The sequence below is a fragment of the Streptomyces sp. NPDC093065 genome (assembly GCF_044754585.1).
Lineage (GTDB): Bacteria > Actinomycetota > Actinomycetes > Streptomycetales > Streptomycetaceae > Streptomyces.
Map to the genome: position 1 here is coordinate 101,235 of NZ_JBIVPJ010000023.1, position 16,409 is coordinate 117,643.

Consider the following 16,409-nt stretch of genomic DNA (forward strand, 5'->3'; position numbering starts at 1 on the left):
CCGTCGGATGCGCGGCAGTCGAGTGAACGATTCCTGCGATACTTACCCAATCTCGAATTCACACCGGTTCGGTCGTGGTTCTGTACGAAAAGCGTCAGGGGACGCGTGAACGGTGGAAAAAAGCGCCGTCGGCGGCGCGTACGGGTGATCTTCCGAAGAGTGTCCGAAAGTCCCGGCCGCCGACCCGCTGCTCCCCGCGCGGCGGAACCCGGCAACGGGTGCTGGAGGACTGAGGGATGGCCGAACGGCGTCGGCGCGACCGGCCGTCGGCACGGAGCCAACGGGAGCGGCGGGGCTCACCTGGGGGCGGTGCTGGCCCTGACGACGAGTTCGGGTTCCACGGAGCAGGGGACGACGATGCTGTCGGGGTCGGTGACGTGTCGCAGGAGATGGGCGACCGCCAGCTCGCCGGTGCGGCTGAAGGGCTGGGCGATGGTGGTCAGGGGAGGGGTGCAGTAGGCCGCGAGGTCGATGTCGTCCATGCCGACCAGGGAGATGTCCTCGGGGACGCGGCGGCCGAGTTCGGTGAGGGCACGGATCACGCCGAAGGCCATCTCGTCACTGGCGACGAAGACGGCGGTGGCGTCGGGGATGTGGCCGAGGATGAGCCCGTTGCGGTATCCGGAGGCGGGCGACCAGTCACCCTCCAGCTCGGGCGGCACCGTCCGTCCGGCCGCCTCCAGGGTCCCGCGCCACCCGTCGCGCCGGCCGGCCGCCTCCAGCCACTGCTCCGGGCCCGCGATGTGCCAGACGGTCTCGTGGCCCAGGTCGAGCAGGTGCCGGGTGGCCAGGCGGGCGGCCAGCGCCTGGTCGATGGCGATGACCTCGGTCGTGTCGGTGCGGGAGCCGTCGATGGTGATGGTGGGCACCGCCCGGGTCAGCTGCTCGATGCGGGGACTGCTGTGGATGAGCGGCACGGAGAGGATGACGCCCTCGACGCCCTGGTCGGCCAGACGGGAGAGCGCCGCCTCGATGGCGGAGGTGTCCAGTGAGGCGACGGTGGCCGTGCTGACCGCGTACCCGGCGGCCTGCGCCGCGTACTCGATGCTGGACGTGACGGCCGCGCGCGAGTAGAAGGTGGTCTGGAGGGTGACCACGCCGATGGTGCGGCTGCGGCCCGAGGACAGCATGCGCGCCGCGTTGTTGCGGCGGTAGCCCAGTTGTTCCACCGCCGCCAGCACCTTGGCCCGGGTGCGCTCCTGCACGTTTGGATGGTTCGACAGGACGCGTGAGACCGTCTGCGCCGACACGCCCGCGGCCCGCGCTACGTCCGCCATCCCCGGCGGCCGCTCTCTGACCTGCGCATCCTGCTCGGACATGGCTTCCTTCCTCCGGCCGACCCGCAGATGATAGCGCTCTCCACCTTGCCCGGTCGGTGTCACTCGGTGTCCTCGGGGGACGCCCGTGCCGGGGCTCTTGGCATCGATAACATTTTCTGTCATAGTCTCGCTCCATCGAAGCGCTCCGGTGTCTGCTCCGGCGGTACGCCGGCCGTCCCGCGGCCCCCGTGGAGTGCGCCTCCAATGGCTCCCATCGCTGTAGGAGTGGCCGTGAAGTATACAGTTCTGCGTCGTTGCCTGGGCTCCGCCGGAGCGTTGGTCCTGCTGCTCACCGCGACGGTGCGATCCGGAGGTGCCGGTGACACCTCGTCTGCGGAGTCCGGAAAGTCATCGATAACATTCTTGGCATGGACCGGTTACGCGGACGCGGTCAAGGCGTTCGACGCATCGCATCCCGGCAGCAAGGTCACCTACCAGGCCGTCCAGCCGGGCGCCAAGGACGGTTGCCAGAAGATGCTCAACGCGGTGAGCCGCGTCGCGGTGCCTCCGCCGTTGGTCGTCATCGGTTCGCTCGTGTCCGTCCTTCCCCTGCTGCTCGCCTTCCTCGCCCACCAGCGGTTCTGGTGCGGGGGCACGACCGCCGGAGCCGTCAAGTGACCCCGTCCCCCGAACGGCCGGCCGCACGGCCCGCCGCCGACACCGCCGCCTGCCCCACCGCCGCGCTCACGCACGCGGACGCCGCCCTGCTGCGGTGGGGGCGGCCCCACCGTGTCCTGTCCGGCTCGCTGCACTACTTCCGCGTCCACCCCGAGCAGTGGGCCGACCGCCTGGAGCGGCTGGCCGCGCTGGGACTCAACACCGTCGACACCTACGTGCCGTGGAACTTCCACGAGCGCACGCCGGGAGACGTCCGCTTCGACGGCAGGTGCGACCTGGAGCGGTTCGTCCGGCTGGCGCAGGACCAGGGCCTCGACGTGATCGTCCGCCCCGGTCCGTACATCTGCGCCGAGTGGGACAACGGCGGGCTGCCCGCCTGGCTGACGGGCACCCCGGGCATGCGGCTGCGCACCTCGTACCCGCCGTTCCTGGACGCCGTGGACCGCTGGTTCGACGAGCTGATCCCGCGCGTCGCCGCACTCCAGGCGGGCCGCGGCGGCCCGGTGGTGGCCGTGCAGATCGAGAACGAGTACGGCAGCCACGGCGACGACGCCGGCTACCTCCTGCGGGTGCGCGACGCGCTGACCGCCCGCGGCATCACCGAACTGCTCTACACCGCCGACGGGCCAACCGAGCTGATGCTCGACGGCGGCAGCGTCCCCGGGCAGTTGGCCGCCGCGACCTTCGGCTCCCGTCCCGAGCAGGCGGCCGCACTGCTGCGCGCACGGCGGCCCGACGAGCCGTTCTTCTGCGCGGAGTTCTGGAACGGCTGGTTCGACCACTGGGGCGAGAACCACCACGTGCGCGACGCCTCGGACGCCGCCCGGACGGTGGGCCGCATCCTGGACGAGGACGGCTCCGTCAGCCTCTACATGGCCCACGGCGGCACCAACTTCGGCCTGTGGGCCGGTGCCAACCACGACGGGGACCGGCTCCAGCCGACCGTCACCAGCTACGACTCCGACGCACCCGTGGCCGAACACGGCGCACTCACACCGAAGTTCCACGCCCTGCGCGAGCGGCTCCTCGGTCCGGACGCACCGGACCGCCCGCTCCCGGCGGACCCCACCCTGCTGGCGCCCCGAACCCTGCCCGTCACCCGCGGTGCCGCCCTGCTGGACGCGCTGCGCACGGCGGCGGAGCCGGTGGAGGCTCCGCTGCCGCTCAGCTTCGAGGAGCTCGGCCAGGCGTCCGGGCTCGTGCTCTACAGCGCCGGGCCGCGGATACCCGCCGGCGAGCACGAGCTGACCGTGACCGGCCTGCACGACCGGGCACACGTGTTCGTGGACGGCGCTCTCATCGCCGTACTCGACCAGGAGACCTCCTCCTGCCCGCTGACCGGCACCGGACAGCGGGTGCGGCTGGAGCTGCTGGTGGAGAACCAGGGCCGTATCAACTACGGGCCACTGCTCGGCCAGGGCAAGGGCATCCTCGGCCAAGTGCGCGTCGAGCGGCGGCAGGTGCACGGCTGGAGCATGCACCGGCTCCCGCTCGACACGTGGACGCCCGCGGACCTCGCCCGCGCCGCCTCCGCCGCACCACCCGGAGGGGCAACCGGCTTCGCCACCGCCCGCCTCACCCTGGACCGGCCAGCCGACACCTTCCTCGCCCTGCCCGGCTTCGCCAAGGGCTTCTGCTGGGTCAACGGCGAACTGCTGGGCCGCTACTGGGAGATCGGCCCGCAGACCACCCTCTACCTGCCCCGCCCCTTCCTGCGCAGGGGCGAGAACACCGTCACCGTGCTGGAGCTGGAGCGCCTCGCCGACCGCGTCGAGCTGCGCGACCGTCCCGCCCTCGGGCCCGCCGAGGAGTACGTCGAGACCTTCGAGCCCACGACCGACGTGGCCGACGGGACCGGTCCGGGCCGCTCGCCCGCCTAGGACCTCCGTACCGCTTCGTACAAGGAGTCTCCGCCATGCCCCTCTCCACCGCCTCCGCGCCGAACCCCGAGCCCGGGTGCCCCACGACCCGCGAGACCGCCCCGCAGCCCGAGCGCCGCCGACGGACCGCCACGTCCGCCGGCGACCACCGCGCGGTCCTGCCCCACGCGGGGGAGCGGGGCGCGGACCGCGGCACATCCGGTCCCGCCGTGGATTACCGGCGCGGACCGGTCGGCCCGCCCACCGACGCACCGCGTACCGGGGGTGAGGGCCCGGCCGTCCACGGCGCCCGGACACGCGCTCCCGGCCCCGGCCCGTCCCGCGGCCCCGCCCGCTCCCTCACCGCTGGCCGTTGGGATGCCTGAGCACCCCGTACCGTCCGAGTACGCAGTCGCCGTCGACGTCGGCGGGACCTCGATCAAGGGCGCGGTGGTCAACCGTGCGACGGAGCCGGTCGCCGGTCTGCGACGGCCGACTCCGCGGACCGAGGGCCCCCGGGCGGTCGTGGACGCGGTGGCCGAGGTGCTGCGCCGACTGGCCGAGCACGCCCCCGGGTCGGCGGCCGGCGTGATGGTGACCGGAGTCGTGGACGAGCCGTCCCAGCGGGCGGTCTACTCGGCCACCCTCGGCCGGCGGGGCCTGCCGCTGTCCGAGATCCTCAGCCGGGCCGCCGCTCTGCCCGTCACCCTGGGACACGACGTGTGGGCCGGCGGCATGGCGGAGACACGGCTCGGCGCCGCCCAGGGAGCCGACGACGTGCTCTTCTGCGCCATCGGCACCGGCATCGCCGCCGCCCCGCTGGTCGACGGCCGGCCGGTCTCGGGCCACGGCCACGCCGATGAACTCGGCCATGTCGTCACCGGCCCCGAGGGCACGGCCTGTGGGTGCGGCGGACACGGCTGCCTGGAGTTCGTCGCCTCGGCCGCAGCCGCCTACAGTGCCCGCTCGGGCCGCACGGTCACCGGCGCCGCGCAGGTGGCCGGGCTGAAGGCGGCGTGCGACCCGGTGGCCGAAGCGGTCTGGGCCCGCGCCGTGACGCACCTGGCGACGGCCCTGGCCTCCTCCGTCTCGTTGGTCTCACCCCAGGTCGTCGTCATGGGAGGCGGGCTCTCCGAGGCCGGTGAGCTGCTCCTCGGCCCGCTGCGGGAGCAACTGGACCGGCGGCTCACCTTCCACCGGCGACCCACCTTGGTGCGGGCCGCCCCGGGCGACGAGGCGGGCTGCCTGGGAGCGGGACTACTGGCCTGGCAGACCGTGCACGGGGCGACCGGGCCCGCCGCATGCACGGGCGCCCGCGACGGTGCGCGACGCCCCGCTACCACGGCGCCGATGCCGGACAGCTGACCGCACGTCAGCCCGCCACGCGGTTCGACCCACCCGTCGGACCACTCACACAGCCGTCTGCGCGCCCCACGTGAGGACGGACGACCGAAAGGAACCGCACGTGTCCACCTTCCGCAGCAGAAGGATCAGCGGCGCGCTGGTCGCCACCGCTCTGGTCGCGGCCGGCAGCGCCGCACTCACCACCCCGCAGCAGCCGGCCGCCGCCGCGGTGCCCGCCTACACGGTGAACGTCGGAGCCAAGGGCACCTGGAACCGCCCCGACGACACCCCCGCCGCCCCGTACATCGACAAGGACGGCACCTTCTACTACCAGCAGGCCCACGCCCTCTACGGCGCGAACGACGGTCGTGCCTGGTCCTTCTACTCCGGCACCGACTTCGACAACACCACCAGGCACCCGATCAGCGACGCGGTCGCCCCGGACAACGCCGACGACAAGAACAACGACACCACCTGGCGCTGCAACAACAGCCCCACCGGCAAGGAGTCGACCAACGCCCCCGCCGGTTCCGGCTACGCCCACCGCAACTACTGCGATCCGGCCGGCGGCACCTGGGTCGATCCGGACACCGGCCACTGGTACACCCTGATCCACAACGAGTTCACCCCCCAGCCCTTCGGCGACGGCGTCCACTACGACGGCATCGACTACGCCGTCTCCACCGACCAGGGCAGGACATGGGCCGTCAAGGACCACGTCATCACCTCCCCGTACAGCACAGAGCGGGGAGACACCGCCGCCTTCCCGCAGCAGACGTACCACTACGGCGACGGCGACCCGCGGCTCTTCGCCGACACCGCCTCCGGCTACTTCTACGCCTTCTACGGCTCCCGGATCGTGGACAAGAACGGCGGCTGGAAGGCGTTCCACGCCCATGTCGCCCGCTCTCCCATCTCCGCCAGGATGGCACCCGGTTCCTGGCAGAAGTGGTACGACGGCGCCTGGTCCCAGCCCGGCGTCGGCGGCAAGGAGAGCAACATGGTGCCCGTCGACTCGGCCGGCAACGGCACCGGGTACACCCCCACCGCCAAGGAGTACGACCCGGCGAACACCGGCACGACGGCGGAGCAGGTCGCGGCCGGCAAAACGCCTCCCACTTCCCCCCTGTTTGTCATGGACATAACCTGGAATGCCCATCTCGGTCTCTACATCGGCGAGCCGCAGGCGGTGGACCAGTCGGGCAACGCGCCCCAGCAGCTGTACGCCACCGACGATCTCGCCACCCAGAAGTGGCGGCTGATCGGCGACACCGGCGGCTACACCAACGCCTCCTGGTACCGCTGGTTCCTGGACAGCGCCAACAGGACGAGCTCCTCCATCGTCGGCCGTGACTTCCGCTCCTACTGCTCCTTCGGGTGCTCGAACGGATCCTCCGCCGAGTACGTCAACCTCTCCATCGACACCTCTGCTCCCGCCGCCCCGGTCGACACCACCAAGACCTACCGGATCGGCGGCACCGACAACCGTGTCCTCGCCCAGGTCTCGGGCGCGTCCTCCACCGCCTCCCAGGCTGCCGGCGGCTCCAACCCGGACGTGTGGGCGTTCAGTTCCAACGGTGACGGCAGCTACCGCATCGCCAACACCACCACCGGCGCCCTGCTGGGGGTCGGCACCTCGCCCGCCCAGCGCGCCTGGGGCACCAAGCCCACCGCCACCGCGGCCGGTTCGGGCGGTCCCACCGTGGGGCAGCAGTGGTTCGCCGTCCGCAACGCCACCGGCGGCACCTACCGCCTGGTCAACCGCTACAGCGGGCTCGTCCTCGGGGTCTCCGGCGTCTCCTCGCGCATGGCCGAGACCTCCCCGGCCCGCTACTGGACCGCCCCCGCCGGCGGCGTCGGCGACGCCCGCACCGCGGCCGAGCAGACCCTGACCCTCACAGCGGCCGGCACCGCGCCCACCGCACTGAACGGCGTGCGCACGCTCACCGCGGGCGGCAAGGCCCTGGACGTCCCCGGCCACAGCACCACCGCCGGCACCCAGCTCACCACCTACGCGCCCAACGGTGGCGACAACCAGAAGTGGCGCCTCACCCGGCCGACCGACGGCAGCTACGAGATCGTCGGCACCGAGTCGGGCCTGTGCGCCGACGTCAGCGACCACTCCACCACCGCCGGCGCCAAGGTGGTCCAGTGGACCTGCAACGGCGGTGACAACCAGCGCTGGAGGGCCACCCGTCGCACCGACGGCACCTACACCCTGACCTCGGCCGGCAGTGGCCTGGCCCTCACCACCGCCTCCGGCGCCGACGGCGCCCTCGTCACCCAACAGCCGGACATCGGCAGCACGCAGCAGAAGTGGACCATCACCTGACCGTCCCGGCCGCCCCGGCCGTCCCGCGGACCCCGGCCCGGCCCGGCCCGTGCACAACGTCACGGGCCGGGCCGGGGCCTGAAGTTCTTTGCGTGAAAGTGATTGAAACTCTCATTGACTATGCACCTTCGAGCACTCTAGCTTTGAATCCGGCGGTGAACGGACGTGTCACGTCACCGTTCGCACCGGGTGCCCGTCCTCATGGTGATGTGGTGCCGGCTCGTCCGGGGCATCGCCTTCTCCGGCATGAAGGGCTGAACCATGACCGACCCCCGCACCGACGACACCACCGGAGACCTGCGCCTGGCCGTCATCGGCCTCGGACTGCGAGCCCCGGTGGCCCGGCACGCCCATCGGCCCGGCAAGGGCCAGGCCGTGGTCGCCGCCGTCGACACCGACCCGCGAGCCCACCGGCGGGCCCGGGACTGGTTCGGCGACGAGGTGCGTCTGTACACCGGCCACCACGAGCTGACCTCCGCGGACATCGACGCAGCGTTCGTCATCACCCCCGACGACACCCACGAGAACCTGGTCGTCGACCTGCTCGAAGCGGGGATCCCCGTCTTCGTCGAGAAACCGCTCGCCATCACCACCGCCGGCTGCGACCGCGTCCTCGACACCGCCCACCGCACCGGCACCCGGCTCTACGTCGGCCACAACATGCGGCACATGCCCGTCGTCCGGACCATGCGGGAGCTGATCCGGCGCGGGGAGATCGGCGAGGTCAAGGCGGTCTGGTGCCGCCACTTCGTCGGACACGGCGGGGACTTCTACTTCAAGGACTGGCACGCCGACCGCCGCCGGACCACCGGCCTCCTGCTCCAGAAGGGAGCGCACGACCTCGACGTCATCCACTGGCTCGCGGGCTCGTACACCGAACACGTCACCGCGCTGGGCGGCCTGACCGTCTACGGCGGCCTCCCGGACCGCTCCGGCCAGCCGGAGGGAGCGGTGATGCCCGACTGGTACGACCCGGACAACAACTGGCCGCCGCGCTCGCTGACCGGTCTGAATCCCGTCGTCGACGTGGAGGACCTGTCCATGATGATCATGAGGCTGGAAGGCGGCGTGCACGCTTCCTACCAGCAGTGCCACTACACGCCGGACTACTGGCGCAACTACACGGTGATCGGGACGGAGGGACGGCTGGAGAACTTCGGCGACCACGGCGACACCGCCGAGGTCCGGGTCTGGAAGCGCCGCAGCGGCTACCGCACCGACGCCGACCTCGTGGTGCCCGTGCCGGAGCCGCAGGCCGGCGGACACGGCGGCTCCGACCCGCTGCTCGTCGCCGAGTTCCTGCGCTTCGTGCGCGAGGGTGGCACGACCGACACCAGCCCCGTCGCCGCCCGGGAAGCGGTGGCAGCGGGCTGCGCGGCCACGGAGTCGCTGCGCGACGGCGGCCGCCCGGTCGCGGTCCCACGCGTCCCGTCTGAGGTGGCACGCTACTTCGACCGGGGACAACGGGAACCGCGGCAGGAAGCGACCGCCCGCCGGTAGCAGGGCACCGCTGGTGGCCTCTTCCGTCCTGCCGCCCGGCGGACCGGACACCTGTGTGGGGCCGCGGGTCCGGCTCCAGGCGTCGGCTCCGGCGACGTGCGCGCCGCGCCCGGCCTAGGGGCCGTGCCAGTCCAGGCAGAGCACGGTGGCGTCCTCCCTCAGACGGCCGGCGTCGACGAGCTGGGCGCGGCTGCCGTCCAGGGTGATGCGCAGCAGTTGCCCGGTGGCGAAGGTGCGCCTGCCGTGGTCGAGGAGCGCCTGATGGCTGGCGGGGCCTGATCGGGCCGGCGCCCCTGCTGTGTGCCGGCCTCCTCGATGACCCACACCACCTTCCGGCCGACGACGTCCATGAACAGGAACGACGTGTACTCGGCGCCGGACCACTAGCGTAGATTCCGCGCCACCACGTCAAGCGACGCCACCGGTGAGGCATCCGCCGCCGCCAGAACTTCCGTCAGCCCGATCCGATCGCCCGTCCCTCCCCGCTTCCTCGTCATCTCCGAAGCAACGTCGGCCTGGTCCGTCGGATGCGCGGCAGTCGAGTGAACGGTTTCTGCGATTCACACCGGTTCGGACGCGGCGCCGGATGTGCCCCGGCCCACCGCTGTGCCCGGGGCACGCCCCCGTTCTCAGGTGGCCGTGCGCGCCATGACGTAGGTCTCGATCCCGTCGAGCAGCCGCTGGAGTCCGAACTCCAGGTCGTGGGTCGTGCCCTGGCCCGGACCCGCGCCCGGCCGGAAGGCGCCCGCGGCCACCACCCTGGTCAGTGTCGGGAAGCGGTCGGGGTCCAGCACGCGCTCCAGGATCTGTGCGTAGTCGGCGCCGACCCGCTCGGCCGGCACGCCGGTGTGGGCGGCGGTCCGGGCCGCGGCGGTGGAGTGCCGGGCGAGGCCGGTCGCCGCTCCGTTGAGGAAGAGGCTCACGAACAGCATCTCATCGGCGGTGAGGCCGGTGCCCTCCAGGGCGGAGAGCGAACTCTCCAGCCACGCCAGCTGGTTGGGCCCCAGGGGTGGGCCGCTCGCCTGCACCTGGAGCATCCACGGGTGCAGCTGATAGCGCACCCACAGGGCCTGTACCCACCGCTCGATCCGGTTGCGCCACCCCTCGACGGCGGGCAGTTGCGGCGGTGGGCCCGAAGCCGCGTCCATCATCGCGTCGACGAGTTGGTCCTTGCCGGGCACGTACCGGTACAGCGACATGGTGGTGAAGCCGAGCCGGCCGGCCACCTGCTGCATCGACAGGCCGTCGATGCCCTCGGTGTCGGCGATCTCGATCGCCGCGCGCACGATCTTCTCCAGGCTGAGCGCCGGCTTGGGGCCTCGGCTCGGTTTGTCCTTGGAGCCCCAGAGCAGATCCAGACTGCGGCTCAGCCGGTCGGCCCCGTCGTGCTCCGCTGTCATCCCGTGTACCTCTCGTCGGTCCCGTTGCTGTCCGTTGACGGCCTCATTGTAACTGTGTATAGGATACGCGAGTCAGTGTGTGACGTACACAGTTGTGGAGTCTGCCTGTGGCCAACAGCTATGCGATCGAGATCTCGGGTCTCACCAAGTCCTATGGGGACGTGCATGTCCTCAAGGGCGTGGACCTTCAGGTCGAGCGTGGCACCATGCTCGCCCTCCTCGGGCCCAACGGAGCGGGCAAGACGACCCTGGTCCGGATCCTGAGCACCCTCATAGGCCCGACCGGCGGCAGCGCCGTGGTCAACGGGCACGACGTGGTGGGCCAGGCCGCCGGCGTACGCCGCTCCATCGGGCTGGTCAGCCAGTTCATGGCCCTGGACTACGTGCACAGTGGCCGGGAGAACCTGGTCATGCTGGGCCGCCTCCAGCACCTGCGGCCCCCGGCCGCCCGCCGCCGGGCGGAAGAACTGCTGGAGCAGTTCGACCTGGTGGAAGCCGCGGACCGGCCGGTGAAGACCTACTCCGGCGGTATGCGGCGCCGCCTCGACCTCGCCATCAGCCTGATCACCGCGCCGCCGGTGCTCTTTCTCGACGAGCCGACCGTCGGGCTCGACCCGCGCAGCCGCCGGACCCTGTGGGCGGTCATCCGGGAACTGCTCGCCAAGGGCTCGACGATCCTGCTGACCACGCAGTACCTGGAAGAGGCCGACCAGCTCGCGGACCGGGTCGCGGTGATCGATGAGGGGCGGATCGCCGCGCAGGGCACGGCCACCGAGCTCAAGCAGCGGATCGGCGCCGAACGGATGCAGGTGACCTTCGACACCGACGAGGACTTCCTCAAGGCCGACGCCCTGAGCCGGGCCGGGGACGAGTATCTCCAGTGGGACCGCGAGACGCGCACGGTGAGCGTCGCCACCGACGACATGGAGCTGCTCGTCCGGACGCTGGACGAACTGCGGCGGTCGGGGGCGCGGATCGGCTCCCTGGATGTGGCCAGACCGTCGCTGGACGATGTCTTCCTCACCCTCACCCAGCGCACCTCCGCCACCGGGCAGCCCGGCACCCGGAGCGTCACCCCGCCCGCCGCGTCCGCGACGACCGGCTCCGAAACGGTAGGAAGCAGGAGCGAATGACGACCGCCACCACCTACGAGGAAGCCGTCCGCCCGTGCGGCGGGGGCTCCAGGATCGCCTGGGCGTTCAGCGACGCCCGGGTCCTCGCAGGGCGCTATGTGCGCCACATCCTGCGGCAGCCCGAGGAGATCGCGACCGCGATCCTGATCCCCACCGTGCTCATGCTGATGTTCCGCTACATGCTCGGCGGCGCCGTCGACGCGGGCGGCCCCTCCTACGCCAACTTCCTGGTGCCGGGCATCCTGGCCATCGGTGTCACCCTGATCTCGGTCTCCACCACAGTGGGTGTCTTCCTCGACATGCAGGAAGGCTTCGTCGACCGGCTCCGGTCGATGTCGACCCTCGCCACCTCGGTCGTCATCGGACACATCGTGGCGGCGGTGATGCGCGCCCTCATCGGCCTGGTGGTGCTCACCGCCATCGGCTTCGCCGTGGGGTTCCGCCCCTCGGCCGGCGTCCTGCAGTATCTGGCCGCATTCGCGCTGCTCATGCTCTTCGCCGTCGCCGTCGGCTGGATCTCCGCGCTCTTCGGGCAGCTGGCCAGGAGCACCGAGGGGGCCAGTGGCCTGGCCCTGACCCTGACCTTCCTGCCCTACGCGAGCAATGTGTTCGCGCCGACCGAGACCATGTCGCCCGGTCTGCGGGTCTTCGTCGAGCACCAGCCGGTCACCGCGGTCATCGATGCCGTGCGGGCGCTCCTGCTCGACCAGCCGGTGGGCAACGCGGCCTGGATCGCGGTGCTCTGGTGGGGCGGCATCATCGCCCTCGCCGTACCGCTGTCCAACCGGCTCTTCCGGCGCCGGTTCTCCTGAGCCCGAGCCTTGACACGGGGCTCGCTCGCCGGGCAGGGCCCACGCACCGAACCGTCAGGAGCACCGCACCGATGAGTCGCTTTCTCGCTGGTCCCTTCGCCCCGGTCGACGAGGAGGTCACCGCCTTCGACCTCCCCGTCACCGGCCGTGTCCCCGGCGAGCTGACCGGTCGCTACCTGCGCATCGGGCCCAACGCCCTCAACACCGAGGACCCCGCGGCCCACCACTGGATGTCGGGGCCGGGCATGGTGCACGGTGTCCGCATCCGCGACGGGCGGGCCCAGTGGTACCGCAATCGCTGGGTCCGCTCCGAGCAGGTGCGTGGCCTTCTCGGCGAACCGTCCGGCGACTCCGCCTGCGAGATCGGAATCGACTTCGCCTGCAACACCCACGTCATCGGCCACGGCGGCCGCACCCTGGCGCTGATGGAGGACTGGGCCTGCCCCCAGGAACTGACCGCCGAACTGGACACCGTCGGGCCGTACGCGCTCGGGGGTGTCCGACCCGGCTTCACCATGGGCGCCCACACCAAGCTCGACCCCCTGACCGGTGAACTGCACGGCCTGGCCTACCTCAGCGGGCGTCAGACGGCCAGGCACCTGGTGGTCGACGGGGCCGGCCGGCTCGTCCACGAGGCGGAGATCCGGCTCGACGGCAACCCGATGATGCACGACTTCGCCCTCACCGAGCGGTGGGTCGTCGTCTACGACTCTCCGGTGGTGTTCTCTCCCGAGGCGATGAGCACCGGCGCGAGGACGCCGTACACACGAGACCCGCAGAGGCCGCCCCGCATCGGGGTGCTGTCGCGTGCGGGTGGTGGTGTGCGCTGGTTCGAGGCGCCGGACGCCTTCGTCTCGCACACGCTCAACGCCTACGACGACGGCGAACGCATCATCCTGGAACTCGTCACGCTGCCCGCCGACTTCGACATCGCCGCCATGCGCATGAGCCGGTACGGCACCCTCGACCGGTGGACCGTCGACCTGTCGGCCGGCACGGTGTGCGAGCAGCGGCTGGACGACCGGCCACAGGAGTTCCCCAGGATCGCCGACACCGTCGTGTCCCGGCCGCACCGATACGGCTACACCGCGGCCGCGGCCGCCATGTACCAGGCGTACGTGCCCGCCGGCGACGGGCCGCTGCCCGACGAGGCCTTCGTCAACGCCCTGATCAAGCATGACACCGTACGCGGAACCAGCGAGGTCCACACCTTCGAGCGGGACGCCGCGGTCGGCGAGGCCGTGTTCGTGCCGGCGGCCGGCGGCCGGGCCGAGGACGACGGATACGTCATGGGGTACGTCCATGATCCGCGGCGAGGAGCGGCGGACCTGGTGATCCTTGCGGCTCAGGACTTCACGGCCGAGCCGGTCGCCCGCATCCATCTGCCGCGCAGGGTGCCACTGGGGCTGCACGGCAGCTGGCTGCCCGACCGGTGAACCGCCACCAGCCGCTCCACCTGCGGCACGATGGCGCGCGGCGACGGCGTGGCGTGCAGTTCCCGCTGGACGGCGTGCGCCGCGCTCCGGAACGAGGGCTCGCCGAGCAGCCGGGCCACTCCTGCCCGAAGCACCTCGGCCGACGCCTCCCGCGGGTCCACGAGCAGTCCGGCGCCGCGTGCCTCGATGTGGCGGCCCAGGTCGGTCTCGTCCCACCAGGGCGCGGGGACGGTGATGCTGGGCACGCCGTGGGCGAGGACGTTGCCGACGGTGCCGAAGCCGCCGTGGTGGACGACGGCCGCGCAGGTCGGCAGCAGGTCGTTGAGCGGCACGAAGTCGACGGCCCGGACGTTGTCCGGCAGTCCGGAGACCGCGGTGAGCTGGTCCTTGCTCAGCGTCACGACCAGCTCGATGTCGAGCTCGGCCAGGGTGCGCAGCAGCACCGAGACGGGGGGCTCGGCCGACGGCCCGTCACCGATCGACATCTGGTCCCGGCCCAGCAGCTCACGGCCCGACATGCCCAGTGACATGCACACCCGGGGACGCCGGGGCCGCTCCAGCACCCAACCGGGCACGGTGGACGGGCCGTTGTACGGGACGTAGCGCATCGGCAGCAGAGGGACGCCCACGGGCAGCTGCATCCAGGCCGGGGTCGGGTCGATGGTCCACTGGCCCGTCATCATCTCCACGGCGTCCTCCGGTTCGAACGGGAGGCCGTAGCGGGCGAGCCGTCCGGTGAGCCAGTCCGACAGCGGGTCGTCACGGGTCTGCGGCGGCCGTGCGGACAGCAGGTCGGCGTAGGCGCCGAGCATGTGCGCGTTGTAGTCCACGCCGAACAGCACCCGTGCGTGGGCGGCGCCGCAGGCTCGGGCCGCGACCGGGCCGACGAAGGTGAGCGCGTCCCAGAGCACCAGGTCGGGTCGCCACGCGCGGGCGTGCTCCACCAGGTCGTCCATCATCGTCTGACCCGCCATGTGTTCGTACTCCATGGAGCAGCCGATGGTGTAGGTGCCCAGAACGTAGTTCCAGGTGAGCTTTTCCGGACGGGTCTCGGTGACCCCGCTCAGGCGCTGCCACACACCGCCCTGCTCCGCGCCCGCCCGGTCCTCGCCGGGGCGGAAGGACGCCGACAGGTTCAGCTCGTCGCCGACGGGCACGGCGGTCAGCCCGGCCCGCGTGATGGCGTCGGTGACGTCCGGCTGACTGGCGACGCGCACTTCGTGGCCCGAGGCACGCAGCGCCCATGCGAGCGAGATGAGGTTGTACAGGTGCGGCTTCGCCGCGAACACGGTCAGCAGGACGCGCATGGGCCGGCTCCTTCGGGCGTGGGCACGGACTGGGGCACCGCGACACGGACGTCACCGTTCCCCCTGGCGGGCGCGGTACGAACGGGCCCGCCGCTCCAGATCGGGTACGAGGTCGTGGGGGCTCGGCGTGGCCAGCAGATCCGCGCGGACATCGGCTGCCCGGGCAGTGAAGGACGGGTCGTCGAGGAGGCGGTGCAGGTGGTCGCGGAGCGCGTCGAGATCCGGCCGGTGCGGATCCATGAGGAACCCGGCGCCGCGTGCCGCGATGCGGTGGCCAAGGTCGGTCTCGTCCCACCAGGGCGCCGGGATGGTGATGCTGGGCACGCCGTGGGTGAGGACGCTGCCGACGGTGCCGAAGCCGCCGTGGTGGATGGCGGCCGCGCACGTCGGCAGCAGGTCGTTGAGCGGCACGAAGTCGACGGGCCGTACGTTGCGCGGCAGCGCCGACGTACCGGCGAGCTGCCTGCTGTCGAGGGTGGCGACCAGTTCGATGTCGAAGTCGGCGAGCGCGTCGAGCAGGTCCCCGATGGACAGCAGGTCGCCGCCCAGCTGGTCCCGCCCGGACATGCCGAGGGACAGGCACACCCGGGGCCGGGCCGGTGGCTCGTGCACCCAGTCCGGCGCGGTGGTGGGCCCGTTGAACGGGACCAGCCGCACCGGAAGGTAGGGCAGCGGCAGGCGGAACTGCATCCCCGACGGCGTCGGGTCGATCGTCCACTGACCGGTCAGCATCTCCAGCGTGTCCTCGGGCCCGGACTTCACTCCGTACCGGGCGAGCCGGCCAACCGTCCACTCCGTGACGGGGTCCTCCCGCCGCTCGGGCGGCTGGGCGGCGAGGAGTTCGGTGTAGCGGCCGTACATCCGGGCCACATAGTCCATCCCGAACAGCATCCGGGCGTGGGCGGCCCCGCAGGCGCGGGCCGCGACCGCGCCGGTGAAGGTGAGAGCGTCCCAGATCACGAGATCGGGCTGCCACGCCTGGGCGAACTCCACCAGGTCGTCCATGACCTGGAGGCCCGCCAGATACTCGTACTGCACCGAGCAGGCGACCGTGAAGGTGCCCAGGACCCGCTCCCAGGTGTCCTCGGACGGGTCCTCGACCATGCTGCCGCTGACGCCCTGGAACGTCTGTGTGGTGGGTCCCTTGCCCGCGCCCCCCATGGAGAGCGGATCGCCGACTGGCACGGCGGTCAGGCCGGTACGCGTGATCGCCTCGGCGAGGTCGGGATGACTCGCCACGCACACCTCGTGCCCGGCGGCCCGCAGCGCCCAGGCCAGCGGCACCAGGTTGTACATGTGCGTCTTGACTGCGAACACGGTGAACAGGACCCGCATGGAACTCTCCACGG

At 71.8% G+C, this 16,409-nt stretch carries 14 protein-coding genes; 9 read left to right on the forward strand and 5 right to left on the reverse strand.

The window, feature by feature from the left end; genetic code table 11:
• Nucleotides 1-296: 296 nt before the first annotated feature.
• Nucleotides 297-1,319 (reverse strand): LacI family DNA-binding transcriptional regulator, encoded by a 1,023-nt coding sequence (locus tag ACIQFU_RS31585; RefSeq protein ID WP_402556087.1) that lies wholly within the window; start codon nucleotides 1,317-1,319, stop codon nucleotides 297-299.
• A 363-nt stretch (nucleotides 1,320-1,682) separates the two neighbouring features.
• On the opposite strand from ACIQFU_RS31585, the gene ACIQFU_RS31590 reads away from it, so the two are divergent.
• From ACIQFU_RS31590 to ACIQFU_RS31615, 6 genes are all read left to right on the forward strand, one after another.
• A complete protein-coding gene (locus ACIQFU_RS31590) occupies nucleotides 1,683-1,937 on the forward strand; it encodes a hypothetical protein (protein ID WP_402556088.1) in 255 nt (84 codons plus the stop codon).
• Nucleotides 1,934-3,817, forward strand: coding sequence for a glycoside hydrolase family 35 protein (locus ACIQFU_RS31595; protein ID WP_402556090.1), 1,884 nt, complete (start codon nucleotides 1,934-1,936; stop codon nucleotides 3,815-3,817). Before ACIQFU_RS31590 ends, ACIQFU_RS31595 begins: the two co-directional genes overlap by 4 nt.
• A 35-nt stretch (nucleotides 3,818-3,852) precedes the next feature.
• The gene (locus ACIQFU_RS31600) at nucleotides 3,853-4,182 is read left to right on the forward strand and encodes a hypothetical protein (RefSeq protein ID WP_402556092.1); all 330 of its coding nucleotides are present in this window, start codon (nucleotides 3,853-3,855) and stop codon (nucleotides 4,180-4,182) included.
• Nucleotides 4,175-5,161, forward strand: a complete 987-nt coding sequence (locus ACIQFU_RS31605) for an ROK family protein (protein WP_402556094.1) — start codon at nucleotides 4,175-4,177, stop codon at nucleotides 5,159-5,161. Before ACIQFU_RS31600 ends, ACIQFU_RS31605 begins: the two co-directional genes overlap by 8 nt.
• Before the next feature lie 100 nt (nucleotides 5,162-5,261).
• Nucleotides 5,262-7,472, forward strand: coding sequence for an RICIN domain-containing protein (locus ACIQFU_RS31610; RefSeq protein ID WP_402556095.1), 2,211 nt, complete (start codon nucleotides 5,262-5,264; stop codon nucleotides 7,470-7,472).
• Nucleotides 7,473-7,733: 261 nt separating this feature from the next.
• Nucleotides 7,734-8,972, forward strand: a complete 1,239-nt coding sequence (locus ACIQFU_RS31615) for a Gfo/Idh/MocA family protein (protein WP_402556096.1) — start codon at nucleotides 7,734-7,736, stop codon at nucleotides 8,970-8,972.
• 114 nt (nucleotides 8,973-9,086) lie between these two features.
• On the opposite strand, the gene ACIQFU_RS31620 is transcribed toward ACIQFU_RS31615, so the two are convergent.
• Together ACIQFU_RS31620 and ACIQFU_RS31625 are read right to left on the reverse strand one after the other, a co-directional pair.
• The gene (locus ACIQFU_RS31620) at nucleotides 9,087-9,296 is read right to left on the reverse strand and encodes a hypothetical protein (RefSeq protein ID WP_402556130.1); all 210 of its coding nucleotides are present in this window, start codon (nucleotides 9,294-9,296) and stop codon (nucleotides 9,087-9,089) included.
• A gap of 305 nt (nucleotides 9,297-9,601) precedes the next feature.
• Complete coding sequence (locus ACIQFU_RS31625) at nucleotides 9,602-10,372, reverse strand: TetR/AcrR family transcriptional regulator (protein ID WP_402556098.1); 771 nt, start codon at nucleotides 10,370-10,372, stop codon at nucleotides 9,602-9,604.
• A gap of 107 nt (nucleotides 10,373-10,479) precedes the next feature.
• Between ACIQFU_RS31625 and ACIQFU_RS31630 the strand changes: the two genes are divergently transcribed.
• The 3 genes from ACIQFU_RS31630 (at nucleotide 10,480) to ACIQFU_RS31640 (ending at nucleotide 13,753) form a co-directional block, all read left to right on the forward strand.
• Complete coding sequence (locus ACIQFU_RS31630; protein ID WP_402556100.1) at nucleotides 10,480-11,505, forward strand: ATP-binding cassette domain-containing protein; 1,026 nt, start codon at nucleotides 10,480-10,482, stop codon at nucleotides 11,503-11,505.
• A complete protein-coding gene (locus tag ACIQFU_RS31635; protein WP_402556102.1) occupies nucleotides 11,502-12,317 on the forward strand; it encodes an ABC transporter permease in 816 nt (271 codons plus the stop codon). The genes ACIQFU_RS31630 and ACIQFU_RS31635 overlap by 4 nt, the downstream gene beginning before the upstream one ends.
• Before the next feature lie 71 nt (nucleotides 12,318-12,388).
• Nucleotides 12,389-13,753 (forward strand): carotenoid oxygenase family protein, encoded by a 1,365-nt coding sequence (locus ACIQFU_RS31640; RefSeq protein ID WP_402556104.1) that lies wholly within the window; start codon nucleotides 12,389-12,391, stop codon nucleotides 13,751-13,753.
• Here the strand turns inward: ACIQFU_RS31640 and ACIQFU_RS31645 are convergent.
• Together ACIQFU_RS31645 and ACIQFU_RS31650 are read right to left on the reverse strand one after the other, a co-directional pair.
• On the reverse strand, nucleotides 13,663-15,060 hold the full coding sequence (locus tag ACIQFU_RS31645) for an activator-dependent family glycosyltransferase (protein ID WP_402556106.1): 1,398 nt from the start codon (nucleotides 15,058-15,060) through the stop codon (nucleotides 13,663-13,665). The genes ACIQFU_RS31640 and ACIQFU_RS31645 overlap by 91 nt on opposite strands.
• Before the next feature lie 51 nt (nucleotides 15,061-15,111).
• Nucleotides 15,112-16,395, reverse strand: coding sequence for an activator-dependent family glycosyltransferase (locus tag ACIQFU_RS31650; protein WP_402556108.1), 1,284 nt, complete (start codon nucleotides 16,393-16,395; stop codon nucleotides 15,112-15,114).
• Nucleotides 16,396-16,409: the final 14 nt, after the last annotated feature.

Excerpts from the sequence above, each read along its gene's own strand:
- ACIQFU_RS31645 (WP_402556106.1), bottom strand. The coding sequence starts at position 15,060 with ATGCGCGTCCTGCTGACCGTGTTCGCGGCGAAGCCGCACCTGTACAAC.
- ACIQFU_RS31615 (WP_402556096.1), top strand. The coding sequence starts at position 7,734 with ATGACCGACCCCCGCACCGACGACACCACCGGAGACCTGCGCCTGGCC.
- ACIQFU_RS31635 (WP_402556102.1), top strand. The coding sequence starts at position 11,502 with ATGACGACCGCCACCACCTACGAGGAAGCCGTCCGCCCGTGCGGCGGG.
- ACIQFU_RS31605 (WP_402556094.1), top strand. The coding sequence starts at position 4,175 with ATGCCTGAGCACCCCGTACCGTCCGAGTACGCAGTCGCCGTCGACGTC.
- ACIQFU_RS31600 (WP_402556092.1), top strand. The coding sequence starts at position 3,853 with ATGCCCCTCTCCACCGCCTCCGCGCCGAACCCCGAGCCCGGGTGCCCC.
- ACIQFU_RS31625 (WP_402556098.1), bottom strand. The coding sequence starts at position 10,372 with ATGACAGCGGAGCACGACGGGGCCGACCGGCTGAGCCGCAGTCTGGAT.
- ACIQFU_RS31650 (WP_402556108.1), bottom strand. The coding sequence starts at position 16,395 with ATGCGGGTCCTGTTCACCGTGTTCGCAGTCAAGACGCACATGTACAAC.
- ACIQFU_RS31585 (WP_402556087.1), bottom strand. The coding sequence starts at position 1,319 with ATGTCCGAGCAGGATGCGCAGGTCAGAGAGCGGCCGCCGGGGATGGCG.
- ACIQFU_RS31640 (WP_402556104.1), top strand. The coding sequence starts at position 12,389 with ATGAGTCGCTTTCTCGCTGGTCCCTTCGCCCCGGTCGACGAGGAGGTC.